The sequence below is a fragment of the Rhizobacter sp. P2_D12 genome (assembly GCF_056404395.1).
On the sequence record NZ_JBFUEB010000067.1, the window covers coordinates 16,540 to 37,125 of the forward strand.

The following is a 20,586-nucleotide window of genomic DNA, read 5'->3' on the forward strand; positions in this document are numbered from 1 at the left end:
TTCTTGTAGCCCGGATGCCAATCCGGGATCTCCGCACCACACCCGCCTTTGCTCGCGCCAGCACAAACCCCGGATTGGCATCCGGGCTACCAGCCCATCGCGGCGTGCACCATCGCGAGCGTCGGCAAAGGCGCCACCGCCCCATGCCCGCAGGTGCTCAACGCCGCTGCCACATTCGCAACCCGCGCCGCCTGGTCCAGCGTGTCGCCCGCCGCCAGCCGCGCCAGCAACGCACCGGCAAAGCAATCCCCCGCCCCGGTCGCGTCCACCGGCTGCACCGGGTGCGGCGCGATCAGCCGCGCACCATGCGCGTCCGACACCAGGCACCCGGCCGCGCCCAGCTTCAACGCGACGCGCTGGGCGCCCTGGTCGTGCGACCAGCGCAGGATGTCGTCGTGGTGCAGCAGCCCGGTCAGCGCCGCCACCTCGTCGATGCTCGGGAAGAACAGGTCGCAGTGCGCCAGCGTCTCGCGCGCGATCGCCAGCGCCCGCGGCGCCGGCCACAGTGCCGGCCGGAAGTTCAGGTCGTAGCTGATGCGCGTGCCGGCATCGCGTGCCCGCGCGATCGCCTCGAACACCGCATCGCAGGCCGATGCGCTGATCGCCTGCGAGATGCCCGAGCAGTGCAGCCAGTGCGCTCCCTGCACCAGCCCCGGGGGCAGGTCGGCCGGCCGCATCCGGCTCGCGGCGCTGCCGGCGCGGCGGTACGTGAATCGATGCCCGCTTTCGCCATGCGTGACGAAGTACATCCCCGTCTCGGCCCCGGCCACGCGGTGCACGCCCTGCGTCGCGATGCCCTCGTGGCGCCACAGCGCCAGCAGTTGCTCGCCGAACAGGTCGTCGCCGACCTGCGTCAGGTAGCCGGTGCGCGCGCCCAGCCGCGCCGCGGCGATCGCGCAGTTCGACGTGTCGCCGCCGAAGCCCGCCAGGTAGCGGCCATCCGGCTGCTGGTTGAATTCGGCCATCGCCTCGCCGATGGCCAACACGTCGAGCGCCTTCTCGATCATCCGTTCAGACGACATGCCCAGTCTCCCGCGTCAGCATGCGGCCGGCCCGTTGCAGCACCTGCGACCGGTCGCTCGCCGAGAACGAGCGCACGCCGTTCACGTACACCGCCTCGATCCCGACACTCGCGCTGACCGGCACATCATAGGTCGCGGTATCGGCCACGCGGCTCGGGTCGAACACCACCACGTCGGCCAGCATCCCAGGCCGCACCAGCCCGCGCTCGGCGATGCGGAAGTTGCGCGCCGTCAGCCCCGTCATCTTGTGCACCGCCTGCTCCAGCGTGAACAGCTGCCGCTCGCGCCAGTAGCGCGCCAGCACGCGCGGGAAGGCGCCCCACAGCCGCGGGTGCGGATGGCGGTCGTGCGGCAGGCCGTCCGAGCCGATCATCGTGCGCGGGTGCGCGATGACGCGCTCGACGTCCTCTTCGTTCATCTGGAAGTAACAGGCCCCGCCCGGCTGCAGGCGCCGGCACGCGGTCTTCTGGTCGACGCCCCACTCCTCGGCGATCGCCGACAGCATGCGGCCGGTGTGCTCGGGATGGGTGTCGCTCCAGGTCAGCATCACGTCGATCACGCCGTCGACCAGGTCCTCGCGCAGCACCGTCGAGCCGGCGACGTACGGGTAGACGTCCATCGCGATCGGCTGGCGCGCGGCCAGCGACTCGATCAGCGGCAGCGTCTCGCGCGTGCGGCCCCAATTGGCCGGCCCGGCGCACTTGTGGTGCGAGATCACCAGCGGCACGCCGGCCTCGAACGCGGTGTCGCCGGCTTCGTGCAAGGCCTCGATGATCTGCGCCATCTCGCTGCGCAGGTGGGTCGCGTAGACGCCGCCGTGGCGCGCGACGATGCGTGCCAGCTGCGTCACCTCGTCGGCCGGCGCCGGGTAGGCCTCTTCGTAGAACAGCCCCGACGACAGCCCGTGCGCGCCGCCGGCCATGCACGCGTCGAGCAGCGCGGCCATGCGCGCGCGCTCGTCGGCGCTCGCCGGCTGCGACAGGTCGCCCATCGCCGCGAAGCGCAGCGTCGTGTGGCCCACCAGCGCCGCGACGTTCAGCGACGGCCGCGCCGCCAGCACCGCGTCGCGGTAGGCCGCCATCGTCGGGTAGCGGAACGAGCCGGCACCCAGCAGGGTCAGCGGCGGTTTCGCGGCCTCGGTGACGAAGGGCGCGAGCGAGATGCCGCAGTTGCCGGTGACCACCGTCGTGATGCCCTGCGACAGCTTGGGCAGGCAGGCCGGGTCGCGCAGCACGATCGCGTCGTCGTGCGTGTGGGCATCGATGAAGCCGGGCGCGATGGCCAGGCCCCGGCAATCGACGACGTCGAGGTCGCTGACCGCGATGCCGGCCGGCAGGCGCTGGCGCAGCCCGACGCCGGTGCGCAGGATGCGGTCGCCGGCGATCAGCACGTCGCCGTGCCAGGCCGGGTCGCCGGAGCCGTCGACGACGAGGCCGTTCTCCAGCAGCGTCGCGCGCATCATGGCTTGCTCCCCACGCCGCCACCGTCCCAGCTCTGCAGCGGGTGGGTGCGGATGTCGATGCCATGGCGCTGCAGGGCCTCGCGCACGTAGCGCAGGCGCTGCACCGCCGGTTCGCCGCGGCGTTGCGCGACCAGCACGGTCAGGATCTCGATCACGGTCAGGTGGGTCAGGTAGGCGTCGATGCCGACGTGCATCACCGCATCGTCGGGCACGCTCAGGGCAATCAGCATGTCGGCGCGCTCGGCCAGCGGCGTGCCGGGGCGCGTGATGCAGACGGCCTTGGCGCCCTGCGCGCGCGCGATGTCCACCGAATCCAGCAGCGACGGCATGCCGCCGACGTGCGAGATCGCGACCACGACGCCGCTCGCGTTCTGCGCCGCGGCCGCCACCTGCTGCAGGTGGTAGTCGGCCCATGCGGTGGCCGACAGCCCGAGGCGGAACAGCCGCGCCTGCAGGTCCTGCGCCATGAACCACGAGGTGGCGCCTGCGCCGTACAGGTCGACGTGGCGCGCGAAGGCGATCGCGTTGACGGCGGCGTCCAGCGCCGCCATGTCGAGCTGCGAGCGCACGCCGGCCACCGAGGCGGCGGCGCTGCGCGAGATCTTGGCCACCACCTCGTCGGCGCGGTCCTCGATGTTGACGCGCCGGTGCAGCGGCGAGCCGCCCAGCGCCAGCGCATGCGCCAGCGCGAGCTTGAACTCGCGCAGCCCGGCGAAGCCGAGGTCGCGGCAGGTGCGCATCACCGTCGGCACCGAGCTGCCGGCGCGCTCGGCCAGCGATTCGAAGCTTTCCTCGAGCACCCGGTCGGGGTCTTCGAGGATCAGGTCGAGGATCGCGCGGCGCGCGGCCGGCGCACCCTCGCGCGCCGCGGCGACGTTCTCCAGCAAGGTCTTCGTCATGGGCAAGGTCAGAAATGCATCGCCACCGCGTCGCTGACGCGGTAGTCGTTCTCGACGACCGGCATCCAGTGCCATTTGTCGAAGGTGGTGCAGGGGTGCGAGATGCCCAGGCCGATGCGCTCGCCGACGGCCGGGGCGGTGGCTTCGTCGGCAGCATCCCAGCGCAGGTAGGCATGCTGGTCGTTCAGCCCGGTGATGGACCAGCCCGCCGGCACCGCGCCGGCCTGCAGCGCGCCGCGTGCCGCGCGCGCGATCGGCACCGGCAGCGCCAGGTCGAACGAGATGTCGCGCTTGCCGACCGCCAGGATCGCCAGGCCCGGCTCGGGGCGCGACTGCACCATCGCCCACACCTCCATCGCCGGGCGCAGCGTCTCGCCGCAGCCGCAGCCCAGGCGCGCCTCGACGCTGTTCACCATGCGCTGGTAGAAGCCGTGGTCGTGCGTCACGTAGCAGCCCGAGCGCAGCAGGCCGCGCACCGGGCGCGTCAGCGATGGCGTCAGCCGGCCCGCCACCAGGTCGAAGATCGCCGAGCCGCCGGCCGACAGCAGCACCTCGTCGGCATCGAACCAGCCTGCCGCATCGGCGGCCGCGGCGATGGCCTCGACGCGGTCCATCAGCGCCTTGGCATACGGCACGTCGGCATCGGTGTCGCCCTTGGCGCCCAGGCCTTCGTAGCACTCGATGCCGACCAGGCGGAGGGCCGCACTGTCGTGCAGGCGGCGCGCGACCGCCAGCGCCTCGTCCTGCGTGCGCACGCCGCTGCGCCCGCCGGGCACGCCGACCTCGAGCATGGCTTCGAAGGGCAGGGCGCCGGGATGGGCCTGCGCCCAGTCCTCGATCAGCGCGAGCTGCGCCAGCGAATCGACGAGGAACACGATGCGCAGGTCGGCATGGCCGCGCAGCAGCGCCTGGATCGCGGCCAGGTCGCTGTCGTGCACCACCTGGTTGGCGATCAGCGTGCGGCGGGCCCCGGCGGCCACGCCGATGGCCAGCTGGTTGACGGTCGCGAAGGTCAGGCCCCAGGCACCGGCGTCGAGCTGGCGCTTGAACAGCTGCGGCGACATCGTCGTCTTGCCGTGCGGTGCGAGCTGGATGCCCCAGTCCTGCGTGCGCTGCTGCATCCACGCGATGTTGTGCTCCAGCGCCTCGCGCTTGAGCACCGCCAGCGGCAGCGGCAGATCGCCGGCCAGCACGTTCCAGCCGGTGGCGGCGATTTCGCTGCGGCGGCGCGGCGAGGCGGTCAGCGGATAGCCCTTGAGGCCGGGTTGCAGGAGTGGGTCGATCAAATCGTTGGTCATGGTGATGTCCGTGGCCCGGATGCCAATCCGGGAGCGGCCGACAAACCCGGATTGGCATCCGGGCTACAAAGAATGCAGGCGCAGAAGCGACCGGGTGCCACTTCCGTCAACGCCGGCACCGCCTGCGCACACGCCTCGATCGCCTTCGGGCAGCGCGTGCGGAACACGCAGCCCGACGGCGGGTTCATCGGGCTCGGGATGTCGCCCTTCAGCGGGATGATCTCCGTCTTGTCCAGCGGATCGGGCTTCGGGCTCGCCGCCAGCAGCGCCTGCGTGTACGGGTGCAGCGGCCGCGCGAACAGCTCGGCCGTCGTCGACACCTCCATCACGCGCCCGAGGTACAGCACCACCACGCGGTCGCACAGGTACTCGACGACGTCCAGGTCGTGCGAGATGAACAGCATCGTCAGCGACAGCCGCTCGCGCAGCTCGGCCAGCAGGTTGATCACCTGGGCCTGGATCGACACGTCCAGTGCCGACAGCGGCTCGTCGGCGACGATGAACTCCGGCTCCACCGCCAGCGCGCGCGCGATGCCGATGCGCTGGCGCTGGCCGCCGGAGAACTCGTGCGGGAAGCGGCTCGCGTGCTCCGGCCGCAACCCCACCAGCTCGAGCAGCTCGGCGATGCGCTCCTTGCGCCGCCCCTTCGCGAGGCCGTGGGTGGACAGCGCCTCGTCGAGGATCGCACCGATGCGCATCTTCGGGTTCAGGCTCGCGTACGGGTCCTGGAAGATGATCTGCAGCTTGCTGCGCAGCCGGCGCATGCGCTCGGCCGACAGCGCGCCCAGGTCGTCGCCGCGGTACAGCACCTGGCCGTCGGTGCGCTCGATCAGGCGCAGCACGGTGCGGCCGATGGTGCTCTTGCCCGAGCCGGATTCGCCGACCAGGCCGAGCGTCTCGCCGGCCCGGATCGCGAACGACACGTCGTCGACGGCGCGCACCGGCTTGTCGCTGCTGCCGAAATAGCGCTTGAGGTTGCGCACCTCGATCAGCGGGGTGGCGATGGCATCGCTCATGCGGCATTCCTTTCGACCGACGGCACGCGGATGCAGCGCGCCTGGCGCAGTTCGCCGGTGGCCACCAGCGGCGGCGCGGCCTGCGCGCAGGCGGGGATCGCCTGGTCGCAGCGCGGCTCGAAGGCGCAACCCGGCGGCGGCGCCAGCGGGCTCGACACCTGGCCGCGGATCGCGAACAGCCGCTTCGGCCGCGGCTGCCCTGCCGCGTGCGCCTTGCCGGGCAGGCAGGCCAGCAGCCCCTGCGTGTACGGATGGGCGGGCGTCGCGAACAGCGGCCGCACCGGCGCCGCCTCGACCACGCGGCCGGCGTACATCACCACCACGTCGTCCGCATGGTGCGCCACCACGCCCAGGTTGTGCGTGATGAACAGGATGCTCATGCCGGTCTCGGCCTGCAGCCGGCGCATCAGCACCAGGATCTGCGCCTGGATGGTCACGTCCAGCGCGGTGGTCGGCTCGTCGGCGATCAAGAGCGTCGGATCGCAAGCCATCGCGAGCGCGATCATCACGCGCTGGCGCATGCCGCCCGACAGCTGGTGCGGGTATTCGTGCAGGCGCTGCGCGGCGGCCGGGATCTCGACCAGGTCGAGCATGCGCTTCGCGTGCGCCAGCGCGGCCGCACGGTCCAGCCCCTTGTGCAGCCGCACGCTCTCGGCGATCTGCTCGCCGACGGTGAAGACCGGGTTCAGGCTGGTCATCGGCTCCTGGAAGATCATCGCCAGCTCGTTGCCGCGCAGTCGGCGCATCTCGGCATCGGGCAGCGTCAGCAGGTCGACCGCGCGGCCGGCGCGCGTGACGAAGCGGGCCTGGCCTTCGACCTGCGCGCGGGCGGTCTTGGGCAGCAGGCGCATCAGCGTCAGGCTGGTGACCGACTTGCCGGAACCGGACTCGCCGACGATCGCGGTGGTCTTGCCGGGATCGATCGAGAAGCCGACGTCGGCGACCGAGCGCACCAGGCCGTCTTCGGTGGGGAAGCAGGTGCTGAGCCCGGTGACGGTGAGGCGGGGATCGGTCATGGCGTCTTCTTCAGCTTCGGGTCCAGCAGGTCGCGCACGCCGTCGCCGAGGATCTGCAGCGACAGCGCGGTGAAGATGATGGCCAGGCCCGGGAACAGCACGACCCAGAAGGCGCGGTCGGCGTACTGCTGGCTGCCGGCCACCATCGTGCCCCAGGTGGGGATCTCCGGTGGCACGCCGACGCCCAGGAAGGACAGCCCGGCCTCGGCCAGGATCGCGTACGCGAAGATGAACGACACCTGCACCAGGATCGGCGACAGCAGGTTGGGCAGGATGTGGCGCCACAGGATGCGCGAGGTGCGCACGCCCAAGGCGCGCACCGCCTCGACGAACAGCAGCTCGCGCACCACCAGCGTCGAGGCCCGCACCACGCGCGCGACGCGCGGCGTGTAGACCAGCACCAGCGCCAGCACCACGTTCAGCAGCGAGGGCCCGAGGATCGCGACCAGCGCGATCGCCAGCAGGATGTCGGGGAAGGACATCATCGCGTCGACCAGGCGCATCAGCGGTGTGTCGAGGCGGCGGAAGAAGCCGGCCACCAGGCCGAGCAGCGTGCCGGCGATCACCGAGCCGAGCGCCGTCAGCGCCGCGATGGCCAGCGAGTAGCGCGCACCGTGCACGATGCGGGCGTAGAGGTCGCGGCCGAGCTCGTCGGTGCCCAGCAGGTGGGCGGCGCTCGGGGCCTTCAGGCGGTCGAGCACGGCCGTGTCGTTGGGGTCGAAGGACGCGAACCACGGGGCACCGAGGGCCAGCACCGCGATGACGGCCAGCACGGCGGCCGACAGCATCACGATGCGGCGGTGCATCAGCTGGCGCAACAGGCGGGGCACTTTCACTTCCACGTCCTCACAGCTTCACCCTCGGGTCCACGGCGACATAGAGCAGGTCGATGGCGAAGTTGATCAGCACGTAGATCGCCGCGATCACCAGCAGCGCGCCATGGATCACCGGGTAGTCGCGGCGCAGCACCGCGTTGACCACCAGGTTGCCGATGCCCGGCAGCCCGAACACCGTCTCGGTGACGACCGCGCCGCCGATCATCAGCGCCACCGTCAGGCCGAGCACCGTGACGATGGGCACCAGCGCGTTGCGCAGCGCGTGCTTGAGCACCACGCTGCTTTCGGACAGGCCCTTCGAGCGCGCGGTGCGCACGTAGTCCTCGCCCAGCACGTCGAGCATCGACGCGCGCGTGAAGCGGATGATCAGCGCCGAGTTCAGCACGCCCAGCACGATGGACGGCAGCATCAGCGCATGCAGGCGTTCGGCCAGCGGCGCATCGGGGGCGCCATAGCCCGACACCGGGAACCAGCCGAGCGACACCGCGAACATCTGGATCAGCACGATGCCGAACCAGAAGCTCGGGATGCTGGCACCCAGCATCGCCGCGCCGGTGACGGCCTGGTCGAGCCAGCGCCCGCGGAACACCGCCGACACGATGCCGGCCGGGATGCCGATCAGCGCCGCGATCGCGACCGCCATCAGCGCCAGCAGCGTGGTCGGCTCGGCGCGTTCCCACAGCGCCTGCGTGACCGGGCGCTGCAGGAAGATCGACTGCCCGAGGTTGCCGTGCAGCACCTCGCCGAGCCAGTAGGCGAACTGCACCGGCAGCGGCTTGTCGAGGCCGTAGTCCTTCTGCACGCGGGCGATGTCCTCGGCGGTGGCCTGGTCGCCCAGCAGCACCGAGACCGGGTCGCCCGACGCGGCGCGCGTCAGCACGAACACCATCACCGCGACGATGGCGAGCACCGCCAGCATGCCGGCGAGGCGGGAGGCGAGGTAGCGGTGCATCGCTTCGGCCGGTTACTTGATGCGGGCATTCCAGAAGAACGGCCAAGTTGCCGGCACGTAGCCGTCGAGCGCCGGGCTGCGCGCCGACAGGCCGTTGAAGCGGCCGACGTTGATGTACGGCACCTCGTCGTACACCACCTGCTGCACCTTGCCCCACAGCGCGCCGCGCTTGGCCGGGTCGGTCTCCTGGTTGAAGGCCGACAGTGCAGCCTGCTTGGCCGGCGAGCTCCACCAGCCCGGTGCGCCTTCGCCCAGCTGCGGCGGCGACAGCATCGGCTCGGGGAACTGGCCGGAGTGGGTGACGTACAGGTCCCACAGCTTCGAGTCGTTGCGGCGCTGCACCAGCGTGGCCCAGTCGACCACGTTGAGCTCGACCTTGAAGCCGGCGCGCTTCAACTGCTCGGCCATCAGCAGCGCCATGTTGTAGTGGAAGTCGTACTGGCGGCTCGTCAGCACGCGCACCGGCTCGCCCTTGTAGCCGGCCTTCTCGGCGTCGTCCTTGGCCTTCTTGGCGTTGCGCTGGTTGTAGGCGTCGGTGCCGGCGTTCGAGTAGAACGGCGAGCCCTTCGGGAAGTGGTTGCCTTCGGCGCTGAAGAAGCGGGTGTCGCCGAAGCCGGCGGCCAGCATCTCGCCTTCGCCGATGGCGGTCTGCAGCGCGCGGCGCACGCCGGCGTTGGCGGCCACGCCTTCCTTGGTGTTGAGCACCAGGTAGGGGAAGCCGAACGAGGTGGTGAGGATCGGCACGGTCTTGCCGGTGGCCTTCTCCAGCCGCGACAGCGCCTCGACCGGCAGCAGGTCGGCGAAGTCGTACTGCGATGCCAGCGCGCCCTCGACGCGCGTGTTGGCATTGGGCACCGGCACGAAGCGCAGCTCCTCGATCAGCGCCTCGCGCTTGCCGGCGTAGCCGCTGGCGGCTTCCTTGCGCGCGCTGTACTTGTCGAAGCGCGTCAGCAGCACGTAGGCATCGGGCTTGCGTTCCTTGAAGCGGTAGGGGCCGGTGCCGACGAAGTCCTTCAGCGGGGTCGCGATGGCATCCTTGGCCATGATCGCGGCCATGCCGCTGGGCAGCGCGAGCTGCGACAGCAGCGGCGCGTACGGGTTCTTCAGCACGATCTGCACGCCGAGCGTGCCCTGCGCCTTGATGCTGTCCAGCTCCTTCGCGACCGCCTTGCCGCGCGGCGCCTGTTCCATCCAGCGCTGCAGGCTCGCGACCACGTCGTCGGCATTCAGCTCGCGGCCGTTGTGCAGCATCACTCCCTTGCGCAGGGTGATGGTGTAGCTCTTGCCGTCGGCGCTGATCTTCGGCAGCGACTCGGCCAGCATAGGCACCACGTTCCACTTCGCGTCGAAGGTGTAGAGCGGCTCGTAGACGTGCTGCATGATGGTGCCGACCAGGTCGGCGGTGGAGGCCATCGGGTCCAGCGTCTGCGGCTCGCCGACCATCGCGAGCGTCGCGAAATTGCGCGGCCCCTGGGCCTGCGCGATGCCGGCGACACCGATCAGGCAGGCGGCCAGGCCGAGCGCTGCGGGCAGCTTGAGCAGGGTGCGGCGGGGGAGCGTGTCGGGGCGGGACATGGTGGATCTCCAAAGGTCGGGGACGGCAGGGATCTGAACTACTGGTGAAAGTATTTTTCAGAACGACGCGACTATGGAGCAAAGTGCATGCCAAATAATCGGGGTTTTCCCGTGATGCGGCGGTGTTGACTGAAAGACACTTTCACATCTATGGTGCGAGCCTGCACTGTTTGCGTTCCTTCAAGGAGATATCGATGCCCCTCGACTACCTCGGCGCCCCGCCGGTGGCTTCCGACCGCCAGGCGCGGCCGTTCTCGCCGGCCGTGCGTGCCGGCGACTTCATCTACGTGTCGGGCCAGGTCCCGGCGGACGCGAACGGCGAGATCGTCGCCGGCGGCATCGAGGCGCAGACGCGCCAGGTGATGGAGAACCTGAAGGCGGTGCTGGCGCTGGCCGGCGCGACCTTCGACGACGTCTGCAAGAGCACCTGCTGGCTGCAGGACGCGCGCGACTTCGGCGCGTTCAACCGCATCTACATGAGCTACTTTCCCAACGGCAAGCCGGCACGGTCGACGACCGAGGCGAGGCTGATGGTGGATGCGAAGGTCGAGATCGACGTGATTGCGTACAAGCCGAAGGGCTGAGTGGAGGGGGCAAGTCCCGGATTGGCATCCGGGCTACCGTGCCCGTAGCCCGTGCCGCGGTCACCCCCGGTCCAGCAGTCGGGCGAGGGCGTCGCGTTGCTCGTCAAACTTCTGCTGATTGCCGGCCTGCAGCTGTCCCAGGTTGCGAAGCTTCCATTTGATGCCCGGCAATTCAGGGGCATGCGGTATTGCCAACAGGGACCAGTCGGGCTCGTTGGCGACCAAGGTCACAAGGAAGTGGCGCTCATCCGGGTCGAGAGATGCTTGCAGTTCGCTGACCATGCGTTCGCGGACGGCCAGCAGCGTTTCCAGCGCGACGGGCTCCGCGGTCATGCCCTGGAACGTGCGCTCGTAGTCCTGCGTGATGTCACGCGGAACAGGGAAGAGCACCTCATGGACAGGACGGTTGTGGCTCGCCAGGTAGACAACGAAGGCGCGCCTGATCGCAGCGGTGATGCCGCCATGTTCGAAGAGCTGCATGACGTCGAAGAGATCGCGCGGATGCTGCCGGTCCATGGCGGCGACCAGCTTGCCGCCGTACAGGTCTTCTGCCGACACCACGGGGGTGTCGAGGTCGGCCAGCAAGATCTCGCGCGCCTTGGGGACCAGCGCCGCCGACTGCGGCGGATGGATCGTTCCCCGCAGTACGAAGTTGACCTCGATCTTCACCTCGATCGGGCCTTTGCGGACCAGCAGCTTCGTGTCGCCGGCGTCTGCCGTCGTGTGCAGGCGAGTTTGGAAGCCTCGGGCTTGCAGGCGCTTGGCCGACTCCTTCAACGCACGGCCGATGCGGGCGAGTGCCCTGTCGCGTGGCAACCGGTGATCGCGGAAGACAAGGTCCAGATCGACGGACAGACGCGGCATGTCGCGCACGAACAGATTGATCGCCGTGCCGCCCTTGAGCGCGAAGGTGTCGTCCACGAAGACGAATGGCGCCGCCTGGGTGAGCAGCCGGGCGGTGTCGAGGTAGACCGGGTTCATGGTTTCAGAACCAGCAAGCCGCCTGCCGATTTCGAGACCCACGGGCGCTTGCTGCCTGTGGGCAACGCGTCCGGATCCAGCTTCGCGCGCCACGGCAGGGACAGTTCTCGGCCCATCTGCAGGCAAAGCCGCACCGTCTTGACGTTGGTACAGCGTTGCAGGAGCTCTCGCAGCGCATCGGCTCGCAGGCCGTAGCAGCCCTCTGCGATGTCCCGTGCTTCCTGCATGGGCTGTCGGACACCGATATCGCTCAACATTTCGAGCAAGGCACGCTCCGGCGAGGATACCTGCGGTGCGCCGCTGCGCTGCTCGAATCTGCCGACGTGCAGCATCGCATCGGCTTGTTCGGCGAACAGCCGCTTGCGGTGGTATTCGGCCGGGAAACGGTCAGTGAACCACTCGGGCAGCTCCCCTGCATCCCAGCCACACAAGTCCAACTGCGGTTGCTGGCTCACGTAGTGCCGGATCCCGTGCCAGTCCAGTGCGGACTTCCCGCCGACGTGCAGGCCCGCCACCCGGCTTTGCAGCAGGAGAAGGCAGGGGTCGAGGTCGAGGTTCTCGTTCGGCCGCCTGAAGACGCCCCTGCCCAGGCGATCCAGCCAGCCCGCCCGCACATAGTGAACGGCCAGGTCGGCGGAGACGCCCAGCGCAGCCAGGACCTCCGACGTCAATGGCGCGTTGGGCGGCATCTGGCGGTAGAGTTCTTTTAGTTTGGTGCGAGTTGTCGTAGCCATGCTGCGATTCTGCGGCATCGGACAATCGCTGGCTATCCTGATATTTGTACCGTTGCCGCAGTCAAGCTACGACAACAAGAAATATTCAAAGCTATGGCAAGGCTCGCCCGGGCATCAGACGGCGACCGAAGCCGCCACCTGCCGCTCCTCCCGCGCCACCCGCCCCCGCTCGATCACCACCACCCGGTCCGCCATCGCGATGGTGTCCGGCCGGTGTGCCACCACCACCCGCGTCAGCCGCATCGCCGACACGGCCTGGTTCACCGTCTGCTCGTTGCGCAGGTCGAGGTGGCTGGTGGCCTCGTCGAGCACCAGGATGCGCGGTTCGCGGTACAGCGCGCGCGCCAGCAGCACGCGCTGCTTCTGGCCGCCCGAGATGCCCACGCCGACGTCGCCGACCAGCGTGTGGTAACCCATCGGCATGCCCTGGATCTCGGTGTCGATCGCCGCCAGCTTCGCGCAGGCCTCGATGCGCGCCATGTCGGGCTCGGCGTCGAAGAAACAGATGTTGTCGGCCAGCGAGCCCGAGAACAGCCGGTCCTCCTGCATCACCGTGCCGATCAGCGCCCGGTAGTTGGCCAGCCCCAGGTGCAGGATCGGGGTGCCGTCGAACAGCACCTCGCCCTGAGTCGGCGCCAGCAGGCCCAGCATCACCTTCACCAGCGTCGTCTTGCCGCAGCCCGACACGCCGGTCAGCGCCACGCACTCGCCGGCCTCGACCGTCAGGTCGACGTTCTCCAGCACCCATGGCTCGGTGCTCGCGTAGCGGTAGTACACGCCGCGCAGCTCGATGCGCGCCGGCCGGCGCGACAGGTCGATCTCGACCGCGCTGGGCGCCTCGGCCGCCTCGGCCTCGGCCAGCACGATGTCGGCCACGCGCTCGCCGTGCAGGCGCAGCATCGCCAGCTCCGACAGCTTGTCGATCATCGACGCGACGCGCGTGGAGAACAGCTCCTTGTAGGCCATGTACGCGAACAGCATGCCGACCGTGAAGCTGCCCGCCAGCACCGAGCGCGCCGCCAGCCACACCACCAGCACCCGCTCCAGGCCGAACAGCAGCGTCTGCGCCGTCTCGTTGCTGATGTGCACGCGCTGCACGCGCAGCCCGGCATTGAACTGGTCGGCCAGCATGTTCATCCAGCCGGCCCGGCGCAGCCCGCCGCGCCCGAACAGCCGCACGCTCTGGATGCCGCTGGCCGTCTCCAGGAAGTGCGTCTGCTGCTTGGCCGCGTGGATGATCTCCTCGGAACTCGCCTCGCGCAGCGCATGGAACACCGACCATCGAAGCCCGGCGTACAGCACCGTCGCGGCCAGCGACACTGCCAGCAGCTGCAGGCTGTAGGCGGCCATCATCGCCGCGGTGCCCAGCACCATCAGCGCGTCGACCAGCGCCGTCACGACGCCGGTGGTCAGCGTCTTCTGGATCACCGTCACCGAGCCGAAGCACGAAATGATGTGGCCCACGTGCCGCTTCTCGAAGAACTCCAGCGGCAGCTTCACCAGGTGGCCGAACACGTTGCCCAGCCACTGGAAGTTCAGCCGCGCGCTCAGCGTCGCCACCCACCAGCCGCGCACCGCGCTCAAGGCCGACTGCAGCAGCACCAGCAGCCCGAAGCCGATCGCCAGGATGGCCAGCAGGTCGAGGTCGGCCACCAGCAGCCCGTGGTCGACCACCCACTGCAGGTAGAACGGCAGCGCGATCACCACCACCTCCAGCGCGACCGCCAGCGCGACGATCTGCGCCAGGCTGCTGCCCAGCCCGGTGATGCGGCCCATCAGCCCGCGCAGCGTGAAATCGAGCTTCTCGCGCCGCGGCTCGAAGCCGGCCGCCGGCACCAACTCCATCGCGATGCCGGTGAAGTGCTGCGCGAACTCGTCGGGCGCGAACGAGCGCACGCCGATCGCCGGGTCGTGGATCACGATGCGCCGCGCCGACACCGACTTCAGCACCACGAAGTGGTTCATGTCCCAGTGCAGCACGCAGGGCAGCTTCAGCTGGTCGAGGTGCTCCATCTCCAGCTTCAGCGGCCGGGTGTCCAGCCCGAGCGCGGCAGCGATGCGCACCATGCTCTCGAAATTGGTGCCCTTGCGCGACAGCGCGAAGCGCAACCGCAGCGTCGGCAGGTCGGTGTCGATGCCGTGGTAGACGGCGATCATCGCGATGCTGGCCAGGCCGCATTCGGTGGCCTCCGTCTGCACGATCACCGGCAGGTGGCGCGACAGTCCGAGCCGGCGCGTCACGCCGGGCGGCACCGGATCGCGGTCCATGCTCATCGCGCCGCCACCTGCAGGCCGGCCAGCGGCTCGAGCACCCACTCGATCAAGGTGCGCTTCTCGGCCACCAGGCTGGCCTGCACGCGCATGCCGGCCTTCAGCGACGCACGCCAGGCGAGCGCGGCGCTGTCGGTGGGGTCGATCGCGACGCGCACGCGGTAGACATTGGCGTCGCCCGGCAGGCCGTCGGCCGGCGACACCGCGCTTTGCGCCACCTCGCGCACGCGCGCCGGCAACTGGCCGAAGCGCGCATACGGAAAGGCGTCGACGCGCAGCTTCACGCGCGTGCCCGGCTGCACGAAGCCGGCGGCACGCGTCGGCACGTCGAGCTCGGCCTCGAGTTCGCCGTCGGCCGGCAGCAGCGTGGCCAGCAACTGGCCGGCCGCGACCGCCTGGCCGGGGCTGGCCAGCAGCGCGGCCACGCGGCCGGCCTGGGGCGCCAGCACCGCCATCTCGCGGCGGGCCTCGTTCTCGGCCTGCTGCTGCGTCAGCGCCTGCGCCTCGCGCTTGAGCTGCGAGCCTTCGCGGTCGGCCTGCAGCGGCAGCGCCTGGCGCTGCGCGCGCGCCGTGGACAGGTCCTGCTGCAGCCCGAGCCGCTGGCGCTCCAGCGTGGCCAGGCGCGAGCGCTGGTCCAGCACCTCGGCATTCTTCTCGGCCACCTCCACCGGCGACACCGCGCCCGAACGCACCAGCTCCGGGTAGCGCGACGCGACGTCCTGCACCACGTCGACGCGCTCGCGCTGCAGCGCGATCTCGCGCTCTTGCTGCTGCAGCGCGGCGGCCAGGTTGGCGATGCGCGCATCCAGCGCGCCGGCCTGCTGGCGCGCCTGTTCGCCCTGCTGCTGCAGCTCGCCGAGCAGCGCGCTCTGGCGGCTCGAGAGCGATTGCGCCACCGCCGACTGCGTCGGCCCCTGCGCGCTGGACTGCTCGTTGGACAGGCGCAGCACCGGCGCGCTGGCCGCCACCTGCTGGCCCTGCGCGGCCCCGCCCGGCAGCACCACGCCGGCCTGCGGCGCCACCAGCCGCAGCACGCCGCCGCGCGGCAGCAGCACGCCGCCGACGGTCTCCTGGCGCGCGAAGCCCTGCGTCGCGGCGAACGCGACCAGGGCCAGCACCAGCAGCACGAAGAAGGCCGTCCACGCGGCCTGCCGCGGGCTGCGCGTCAGCACGATGGCACCGTGGAACTTCTGGCGCTGGTGGTCGATGGCCTGGCGGCGGAACAGGTCGGGCACGTCGCGGTGGGGGGTCGGTTGCAGGGCCGCGGAAACGGCCCCGACGCGGAGCGTACCGGAGATTGCGCCCGCCGGGCTCAGGTGCTGTCGCGCACCACCAGCTGGTAGCCGGCGTCGATGGCCGGCCGCGCGACGCTCTCGCCGCGCATCAGCGCGAGCAGCATGCGCGCCGCCGCGGCGCCCACCTCGGCGCGCGGCGTGCGCACCGTCGTCAGCGACGGCAGCATCTGGTCGCTGCCGGTCAGGTCGTTGAAGCCGGCGATCGCGATGCGCTCCGGCACCGCCACGCCCAGGCGCAGCGCCGCCAGCAGCGCGCCCTGCGCCAGGTCGTCGTTGCAGAAGAAGATCGCGTCGACCGGGCGCTTCAGCTCGAGGATCTGCTCCAGCATCTGCCCGCCCAGCGCCAGCGACGACGGCGCCGGGTTCAGCCACTCCAGCGTCGCGTCGTAGGCGCCTGCGGCCTGCAACTCGCGGCGCCAGCCTTCGCGCCGCTGCATCGTGCGCGGGTCGAGCTGCGCCGCGGCGAACGCGATGCGCCGGCGCCCGCGCGCCAGCAGGTGGCGCGTCAGCGTGGCCGCCGCCTCGGCCTGCGAGAAGCCGACGCTGTAGACGCCCGGCACCTCCGACAGCTCCATCAGGTGCACGCAGGGCACGCCGCTCTGCGCAATCAGCGCCCGCGTCGCATCGCTGCGGTCCAGCCCGGTCACCATCAGCCCGGCCGGGCGGTGTTGCAGCTGCTCGCGCAGCAGTTGTTCCTCTTCGCCGATGTCGTAGTGCGTGACGCCGATCAGGCTTTGGTAGCCGGCAGCGCGCAGCGTGCGCTGCACTTCTTCCAGCAGGTCGACGAACAAGGCGTTCGACAGCATCGGGATCAGCACCGCGACGTGCGCGCTGTGGCGCGAGGCCAGCGCGCGCGCCGCCGGGTCGGGCACGTAGCCCAGGCGCAGCGCCGCGCTCTTGACGCGCGCGACCAGGTCGGGGTGCACCGCGCGCTCGCCGCGCAGCGCGCGCGACACGGTGATCGGGCTCACCTCGGCCAGCCGGGCCACGTCGGCCAGGGTCACGCGGCCGGTGGCGCGCGGGCGGGCAGGGACAGTGCTCATCGGGTCGTCGTCACACGCTGATCAGGGAAAGTCCGCATCGGAAGGCGCGCCATTGTTCACTAGGATAGCGCTGTCCTGCAACCGGGCGGATGCAGTGATTCCCCTGATGTTCGCCGTTTTCCCAGAAATGGACAGCGCTGTCCTTCAACCCGTGGCACACAGATGATCGGTTCGGTGGTGATGATGGGCGTGGCCGGTTGCGGCAAGTCGACGGTGGGTGCCGCGGTGGCCGGGGCCGAGGCCTTGCGCCTGGTCGAAGGCGACGACCACCACAGCGCGGCGAGCCGCGACAAGATGAGCCGCGGCATCCCGCTCACCGACGCCGACCGCGACGGCTGGCTGACGACGCTGGCCGGCGAGCTGGCGCTGCACCCGCAGGGCATCGTGCTCACGTGCTCGGCCCTGCGCCGCGCCTACCGCGAGCGGCTGCGCGCGGCGGCCCCGGCGCTGCGCTTCGTCTTCCTCGAGCTGACGCGCGACCAGGCGCTGGCGCGCGTGACGGCGCGCGCGTCCTCGCACTTCTTCTCGGCCAGCCTGGTCGACAGCCAGTTCCAGACGCTGGAGTCGCCGGTCGGCGAACCGCGGGTGTTGCGCGTGGACGCGACGGCGCCCTTGCCCGAACTGCAAAGCCGGATTTCGGCCTGGCTGCATGCCACGGAGACACCATGACCCCGAACCCTGATCGAGCGCCGCTGCTGCAGCGCATCGCCAACGCCGCGATGGCGTCCTGCCTGGGCGTGATGGCGGTGGCGGTGTTCATCAACGTCGTGCTGCGCTACGGCTTCGGCAGCGGGGTCGCGGCCAGCGAAGAGCTGTCGCGGCTGCTGTTCGTCTGGATGGTCTTCATCGGCGCGACGGCGGCTTACCCGCTGGGCGAGCACATGGCCTTCACCAGCCTGCTGGGCCTGCTGCAGCGCAAGCCGCGCGCGATGCAGGCCCTGACGCTGCTGATCCGCGCGCTGGTGGTGCTGGCCTGCGTGCTGCTCGCCTGGGGCGCCTGGCAGCAGGTGGTGGTCGGCATGGACAGCCGCTCGGTGGTGCTGAACTACCCGGCGGCGCTGCTGCCGCTGCCGGCCTTGCTGTGCGCCGTCGCGATCGGCGCGATGGCGTTCGTCGAGCTGGTCCGCAACCGGCCGATGGCGCTGGGCCATGGCGCGGAGGTCGAGTGATGTCGCCCGAAGGTCTCGCATTCATCGTCTTCTCCGCCGGCATGCTGGTGCTGATGGGCATCGGCATGAACATGGCGCTCGCGCTGGTGCTCACCGGCGCCGGCATGGCCTGGGTGCTCGGCTTCTGGGACACCCAGCTGCTGGCGCAGAACCTGGTGGCCGGCATCGACAGCTTCCCGCTGCTGGCGGTGCCGTTCTTCATCCTGGCCGGCGAGCTGATGAACTCGGGCGGCATCAGCCGCCGCATCATCGACATGGCGCAGGCCTGGGTCGGCCACATCCGCGGCGGGCTCGGCTACGTGGCGATCGGCGCGGCGGTGCTGATGGCCAGCATGAGCGGCTCGGCGCTGGCCGACACCGCGGCGCTCGCCACCATCCTGCTGCCGATGATGCGCCAGCAGGGTTACCCGATGGCCACCTCGGCCGGGCTGATCGCGTCGGGCGGCATCATCGCGCCCATCATCCCGCCGTCGATGCCGTTCGTGATCTACGGCGTCACCACCAACACCTCGATCTCGGCGCTGTTCATCTCGGGCATCGTGCCGGGGCTGTTGATGGGCGTCGGGCTGATCTTCGCGTGGCGCTGGGTGCTGCGCCGCATCGAGCTGCCGTCGGGCACGCCGCTGCCGATGCGCGCGCGCCTGAAGGCGACCGCCAAGGCCTTCTGGGCGATGCTGATGCCGGTGATCATCATCGGCGGCATGAAGAGCGGCATCTTCACGCCGACCGAGGCGGCGGTGGTGGCGGCCTTCTATGCGTTGGTGGTGGCGCTGTTCGTGCACCGCGAGATGCGCATCCCCGAGATCGGCGGCGTGCTGGTGCGGGCGGCCAAGACGACGGCGATCGTGATGTTCCTGTGCGCCGGGGCGCAGGTCGCGAGCTACATGATCACGCTGGCCGACCTGCCGAGCGTGCTGACGAGCTGGCTGGGCCCGCTGGTCGAGAGCCCGCGCCTGCTCATGGCGGTGATGATGATCGTGCTGGTGCTGATCGGCACCGCGCTGGACCTGACGCCGACCATCCTGATCTTCGGTCCGGTGATGCTGCCGATCGCGGTGAAGGCCGGCATCGACCCGGTCTATTTCGGGCTGATGTTCATCCTGAACGGCGCGATCGGGCTGATCACGCCGCCGGTGGGCACGGTGTTGAACGTCGTCGCCGGCGTCGGCCGCCTGCCGATGCACAGCGTGATCAAGGGCGTCAACCCGTTCCTGCTGGTCTACGTGCTGCTGCTGGCGCTGTTCGTCGCCTTCCCGCAGATCGTCATCGCGCCGGTGCACTGGCTGCGCTGAGCGTCCTTCTTCTTCCATCCCCCTCGAGGAGACAACTCGTGAACATGATTCGCCGCACCCTCATCGCCGCCGCCGCGGCTGCCGTGCTTGCTGCGCCGCTGGCCGGCTTCGCCCAGGACATCAAGCCGCGCCTGATCCGCTTCGGCTACGGGCTCAACGAGCAGAGCAACCAGGGGAGGGCTGCCAAGTTCTTCGCCGAGCAGGTCGAGAAGGCCTCGGGCGGCAAGATGAAGGTGCGCGCGATCGGCGCGGCCGCGCTGGGCCCGGACGTGCAGATGCAGCAGGCGCTGATCGGCGGCGCGCAGGAGATGATGGTCGGCTCGACCGCGACGCTGGTCGGCATCACGAAGGAGATGGCGCTGTGGGACACGCCGTTCCTGTTCAACAACGCGAAGGAGGCCGACACCGTGCTGGACGGCCCGATCGGCCAGAAGGTCAACGCGAAGCTGCAGGACAAGGGCCTGGTCGGGCTCGCGTACTGGGAGAACGGCTTCCGCAACCTCACCAACAGCAAGCGCCCGATCACGAAGCTGGAAGACCTGAACGGCGTCAAGCTGCGCGTGATGCAGAACAACGTCTACCTGGACAGCTTCAAGACGCTGGGCGCGAATGCGGTGCCGCTGCCGTTCTCGGAGCTGTTCAGCGCGCTGGAGACCAACACGGTCGACGGGCAGGAGAACCCCTACAACACCATCCTGTCGAGCAAGTTCTTCGAGGTGCAGAAGTACCTCAGCATCACCAACCACGTCTACAGCCCGTGGATCGTGCTGGTGAGCAAGAAGTGGTGGGACCAGCTGTCGAAGGACGAGCAGAAAGTGCTGGCCGATGCAGCGAAGGCGAGCCGCGATTTCGAGCGCAAGGACACGCGCGAGGAAGCGGGCCGCGCGCTGGCCGACCTGAAGGGCAAGGGCATGCAGATCAACGAGCTGTCGCCGGTCGAGGCGGGGCGCATGCGCGACAAGCTGACGCGCGTGAATGCCGGCATCGGGGCGAACATCGGGATGGACCTGTGGCAGGAGACGCAGGGGGAGTTGGCTCGTCTGCGCAAGTAGGTCTTCTCTTGTTTTCGCCGCGTGGGGAGCTGGGGGGCTCCTCTGCGGTCATGTCCCCCGCGCCTTGATTGCCTGGCGGCAATCAAGGC

At 70.1% G+C, this 20,586-nt stretch carries 19 protein-coding genes; 5 read left to right on the top strand and 14 right to left on the bottom strand.

Annotation, left to right across the window (positions count from 1 at the left end; translation table 11 throughout):
* Positions 1–86: 86 nt before the first annotated feature.
* Genes AC1DYN_RS21075 through AC1DYN_RS21115 form a run of 9 tightly spaced genes read right to left on the bottom strand, consistent with a single transcriptional unit; the run spans position 87 to position 10,076 of the window.
* Positions 87–1,022 carry a sugar kinase gene (locus tag AC1DYN_RS21075; protein ID WP_477963064.1) on the bottom strand — a complete coding sequence of 312 codons (936 nt, stop codon included), beginning with the start codon at positions 1,020–1,022 and terminating at the stop codon, positions 87–89.
* Positions 1,012–2,484, bottom strand: coding sequence for an N-acyl-D-amino-acid deacylase family protein (locus tag AC1DYN_RS21080; RefSeq protein WP_477963065.1), 1,473 nt, complete (start codon positions 2,482–2,484; stop codon positions 1,012–1,014). Before AC1DYN_RS21080 ends, AC1DYN_RS21075 begins: the two co-directional genes overlap by 11 nt.
* Positions 2,481–3,383, bottom strand: a complete 903-nt coding sequence (locus AC1DYN_RS21085) for a MurR/RpiR family transcriptional regulator (protein WP_477963066.1) — start codon at positions 3,381–3,383, stop codon at positions 2,481–2,483. The genes AC1DYN_RS21080 and AC1DYN_RS21085 overlap by 4 nt, the downstream gene beginning before the upstream one ends.
* Positions 3,384–3,391: 8 nt before the next feature.
* Positions 3,392–4,681 (bottom strand): amino acid deaminase, encoded by a 1,290-nt coding sequence (locus tag AC1DYN_RS21090; RefSeq protein ID WP_477963067.1) that lies wholly within the window; start codon positions 4,679–4,681, stop codon positions 3,392–3,394.
* Positions 4,678–5,697 (bottom strand): ABC transporter ATP-binding protein, encoded by a 1,020-nt coding sequence (locus AC1DYN_RS21095; protein ID WP_477963068.1) that lies wholly within the window; start codon positions 5,695–5,697, stop codon positions 4,678–4,680. Before AC1DYN_RS21095 ends, AC1DYN_RS21090 begins: the two co-directional genes overlap by 4 nt.
* The gene (locus tag AC1DYN_RS21100) at positions 5,694–6,713 is read right to left on the bottom strand and encodes an ABC transporter ATP-binding protein (protein ID WP_477963069.1); all 1,020 of its coding nucleotides are present in this window, start codon (positions 6,711–6,713) and stop codon (positions 5,694–5,696) included. The genes AC1DYN_RS21095 and AC1DYN_RS21100 overlap by 4 nt, the downstream gene beginning before the upstream one ends.
* The gene (locus tag AC1DYN_RS21105; protein ID WP_477963070.1) at positions 6,710–7,549 is read right to left on the bottom strand and encodes an ABC transporter permease; all 840 of its coding nucleotides are present in this window, start codon (positions 7,547–7,549) and stop codon (positions 6,710–6,712) included. The genes AC1DYN_RS21100 and AC1DYN_RS21105 overlap by 4 nt, the downstream gene beginning before the upstream one ends.
* A gap of 10 nt (positions 7,550–7,559) precedes the next feature.
* Positions 7,560–8,501: an ABC transporter permease gene (locus AC1DYN_RS21110; RefSeq protein ID WP_477963071.1), complete on the bottom strand. Its 942-nt coding sequence runs from the start codon at positions 8,499–8,501 to the stop codon at positions 7,560–7,562.
* 12 nt (positions 8,502–8,513) lie between these two features.
* Complete coding sequence (locus AC1DYN_RS21115; protein WP_477963072.1) at positions 8,514–10,076, bottom strand: ABC transporter substrate-binding protein; 1,563 nt, start codon at positions 10,074–10,076, stop codon at positions 8,514–8,516.
* Positions 10,077–10,270: 194 nt separating this feature from the next.
* Here AC1DYN_RS21115 and AC1DYN_RS21120 point away from each other — a divergent pair, with 194 nt between their 5' ends.
* Positions 10,271–10,660 carry a RidA family protein gene (locus tag AC1DYN_RS21120; RefSeq protein ID WP_477963073.1) on the top strand — a complete coding sequence of 130 codons (390 nt, stop codon included), beginning with the start codon at positions 10,271–10,273 and terminating at the stop codon, positions 10,658–10,660.
* Between the two features lie 60 nt (positions 10,661–10,720).
* Here AC1DYN_RS21120 and AC1DYN_RS21125 read toward each other — a convergent pair whose 3' ends face one another.
* The 5 genes from AC1DYN_RS21125 to gntR form a co-directional block, all read right to left on the bottom strand.
* On the bottom strand, positions 10,721–11,641 hold the full coding sequence (locus AC1DYN_RS21125; protein WP_477963074.1) for a nucleotidyl transferase AbiEii/AbiGii toxin family protein: 921 nt from the start codon (positions 11,639–11,641) through the stop codon (positions 10,721–10,723).
* Positions 11,638–12,375, bottom strand: a complete 738-nt coding sequence (locus tag AC1DYN_RS21130) for a type IV toxin-antitoxin system AbiEi family antitoxin domain-containing protein (RefSeq protein WP_477963075.1) — start codon at positions 12,373–12,375, stop codon at positions 11,638–11,640. The genes AC1DYN_RS21125 and AC1DYN_RS21130 overlap by 4 nt, the downstream gene beginning before the upstream one ends.
* A 114-nt stretch (positions 12,376–12,489) precedes the next feature.
* Positions 12,490–14,649, bottom strand: coding sequence for a peptidase domain-containing ABC transporter (locus AC1DYN_RS21135; protein ID WP_477963076.1), 2,160 nt, complete (start codon positions 14,647–14,649; stop codon positions 12,490–12,492).
* Entirely contained in the window at positions 14,646–15,881 is a 1,236-nt protein-coding gene (locus AC1DYN_RS21140) for an HlyD family secretion protein (protein WP_477963077.1), read from the bottom strand. The genes AC1DYN_RS21135 and AC1DYN_RS21140 overlap by 4 nt, the downstream gene beginning before the upstream one ends.
* Before the next feature lie 77 nt (positions 15,882–15,958).
* A complete protein-coding gene (gntR, locus tag AC1DYN_RS21145) occupies positions 15,959–16,984 on the bottom strand; it encodes an HTH-type transcriptional regulator GntR (protein WP_477963078.1) in 1,026 nt (341 codons plus the stop codon).
* 162 nt (positions 16,985–17,146) lie between these two features.
* Here gntR and AC1DYN_RS21150 point away from each other — a divergent pair, with 162 nt between their 5' ends.
* Genes AC1DYN_RS21150 through AC1DYN_RS21165 form a run of 4 tightly spaced genes read left to right on the top strand, consistent with a single transcriptional unit; the run spans position 17,147 to position 20,497 of the window.
* Positions 17,147–17,653, top strand: coding sequence for a gluconokinase (locus AC1DYN_RS21150; protein WP_477963079.1), 507 nt, complete (start codon positions 17,147–17,149; stop codon positions 17,651–17,653).
* Positions 17,650–18,153 carry a TRAP transporter small permease subunit gene (locus AC1DYN_RS21155; protein ID WP_477963080.1) on the top strand — a complete coding sequence of 168 codons (504 nt, stop codon included), beginning with the start codon at positions 17,650–17,652 and terminating at the stop codon, positions 18,151–18,153. The genes AC1DYN_RS21150 and AC1DYN_RS21155 overlap by 4 nt, the downstream gene beginning before the upstream one ends.
* Positions 18,153–19,445, top strand: coding sequence for a TRAP transporter large permease (locus AC1DYN_RS21160; RefSeq protein ID WP_477963081.1), 1,293 nt, complete (start codon positions 18,153–18,155; stop codon positions 19,443–19,445). Before AC1DYN_RS21155 ends, AC1DYN_RS21160 begins: the two co-directional genes overlap by 1 nt.
* A 38-nt stretch (positions 19,446–19,483) precedes the next feature.
* Positions 19,484–20,497, top strand: a complete 1,014-nt coding sequence (locus AC1DYN_RS21165; protein WP_477963082.1) for a TRAP transporter substrate-binding protein — start codon at positions 19,484–19,486, stop codon at positions 20,495–20,497.
* The last annotated feature ends 89 nt before the right edge of the window (positions 20,498–20,586 follow it).

Excerpts from the sequence above, each read along its gene's own strand:
- AC1DYN_RS21135 (WP_477963076.1), bottom strand. The coding sequence starts at position 14,649 with ATGAGCATGGACCGCGATCCGGTGCCGCCCGGCGTGACGCGCCGGCTC.
- AC1DYN_RS21130 (WP_477963075.1), bottom strand. The coding sequence starts at position 12,375 with ATGGCTACGACAACTCGCACCAAACTAAAAGAACTCTACCGCCAGATG.
- AC1DYN_RS21125 (WP_477963074.1), bottom strand. The coding sequence starts at position 11,641 with ATGAACCCGGTCTACCTCGACACCGCCCGGCTGCTCACCCAGGCGGCG.
- AC1DYN_RS21150 (WP_477963079.1), top strand. The coding sequence starts at position 17,147 with ATGATCGGTTCGGTGGTGATGATGGGCGTGGCCGGTTGCGGCAAGTCG.
- AC1DYN_RS21120 (WP_477963073.1), top strand. The coding sequence starts at position 10,271 with ATGCCCCTCGACTACCTCGGCGCCCCGCCGGTGGCTTCCGACCGCCAG.
- AC1DYN_RS21080 (WP_477963065.1), bottom strand. The coding sequence starts at position 2,484 with ATGATGCGCGCGACGCTGCTGGAGAACGGCCTCGTCGTCGACGGCTCC.
- AC1DYN_RS21155 (WP_477963080.1), top strand. The coding sequence starts at position 17,650 with ATGACCCCGAACCCTGATCGAGCGCCGCTGCTGCAGCGCATCGCCAAC.
- AC1DYN_RS21095 (WP_477963068.1), bottom strand. The coding sequence starts at position 5,697 with ATGAGCGATGCCATCGCCACCCCGCTGATCGAGGTGCGCAACCTCAAG.
- AC1DYN_RS21100 (WP_477963069.1), bottom strand. The coding sequence starts at position 6,713 with ATGACCGATCCCCGCCTCACCGTCACCGGGCTCAGCACCTGCTTCCCC.
- AC1DYN_RS21090 (WP_477963067.1), bottom strand. The coding sequence starts at position 4,681 with ATGACCAACGATTTGATCGACCCACTCCTGCAACCCGGCCTCAAGGGC.
- AC1DYN_RS21075 (WP_477963064.1), bottom strand. The coding sequence starts at position 1,022 with ATGTCGTCTGAACGGATGATCGAGAAGGCGCTCGACGTGTTGGCCATC.
- AC1DYN_RS21160 (WP_477963081.1), top strand. The coding sequence starts at position 18,153 with ATGTCGCCCGAAGGTCTCGCATTCATCGTCTTCTCCGCCGGCATGCTG.
- gntR (WP_477963078.1), bottom strand. The coding sequence starts at position 16,984 with ATGAGCACTGTCCCTGCCCGCCCGCGCGCCACCGGCCGCGTGACCCTG.
- AC1DYN_RS21085 (WP_477963066.1), bottom strand. The coding sequence starts at position 3,383 with ATGACGAAGACCTTGCTGGAGAACGTCGCCGCGGCGCGCGAGGGTGCG.
- AC1DYN_RS21115 (WP_477963072.1), bottom strand. The coding sequence starts at position 10,076 with ATGTCCCGCCCCGACACGCTCCCCCGCCGCACCCTGCTCAAGCTGCCC.
- AC1DYN_RS21110 (WP_477963071.1), bottom strand. The coding sequence starts at position 8,501 with ATGCACCGCTACCTCGCCTCCCGCCTCGCCGGCATGCTGGCGGTGCTC.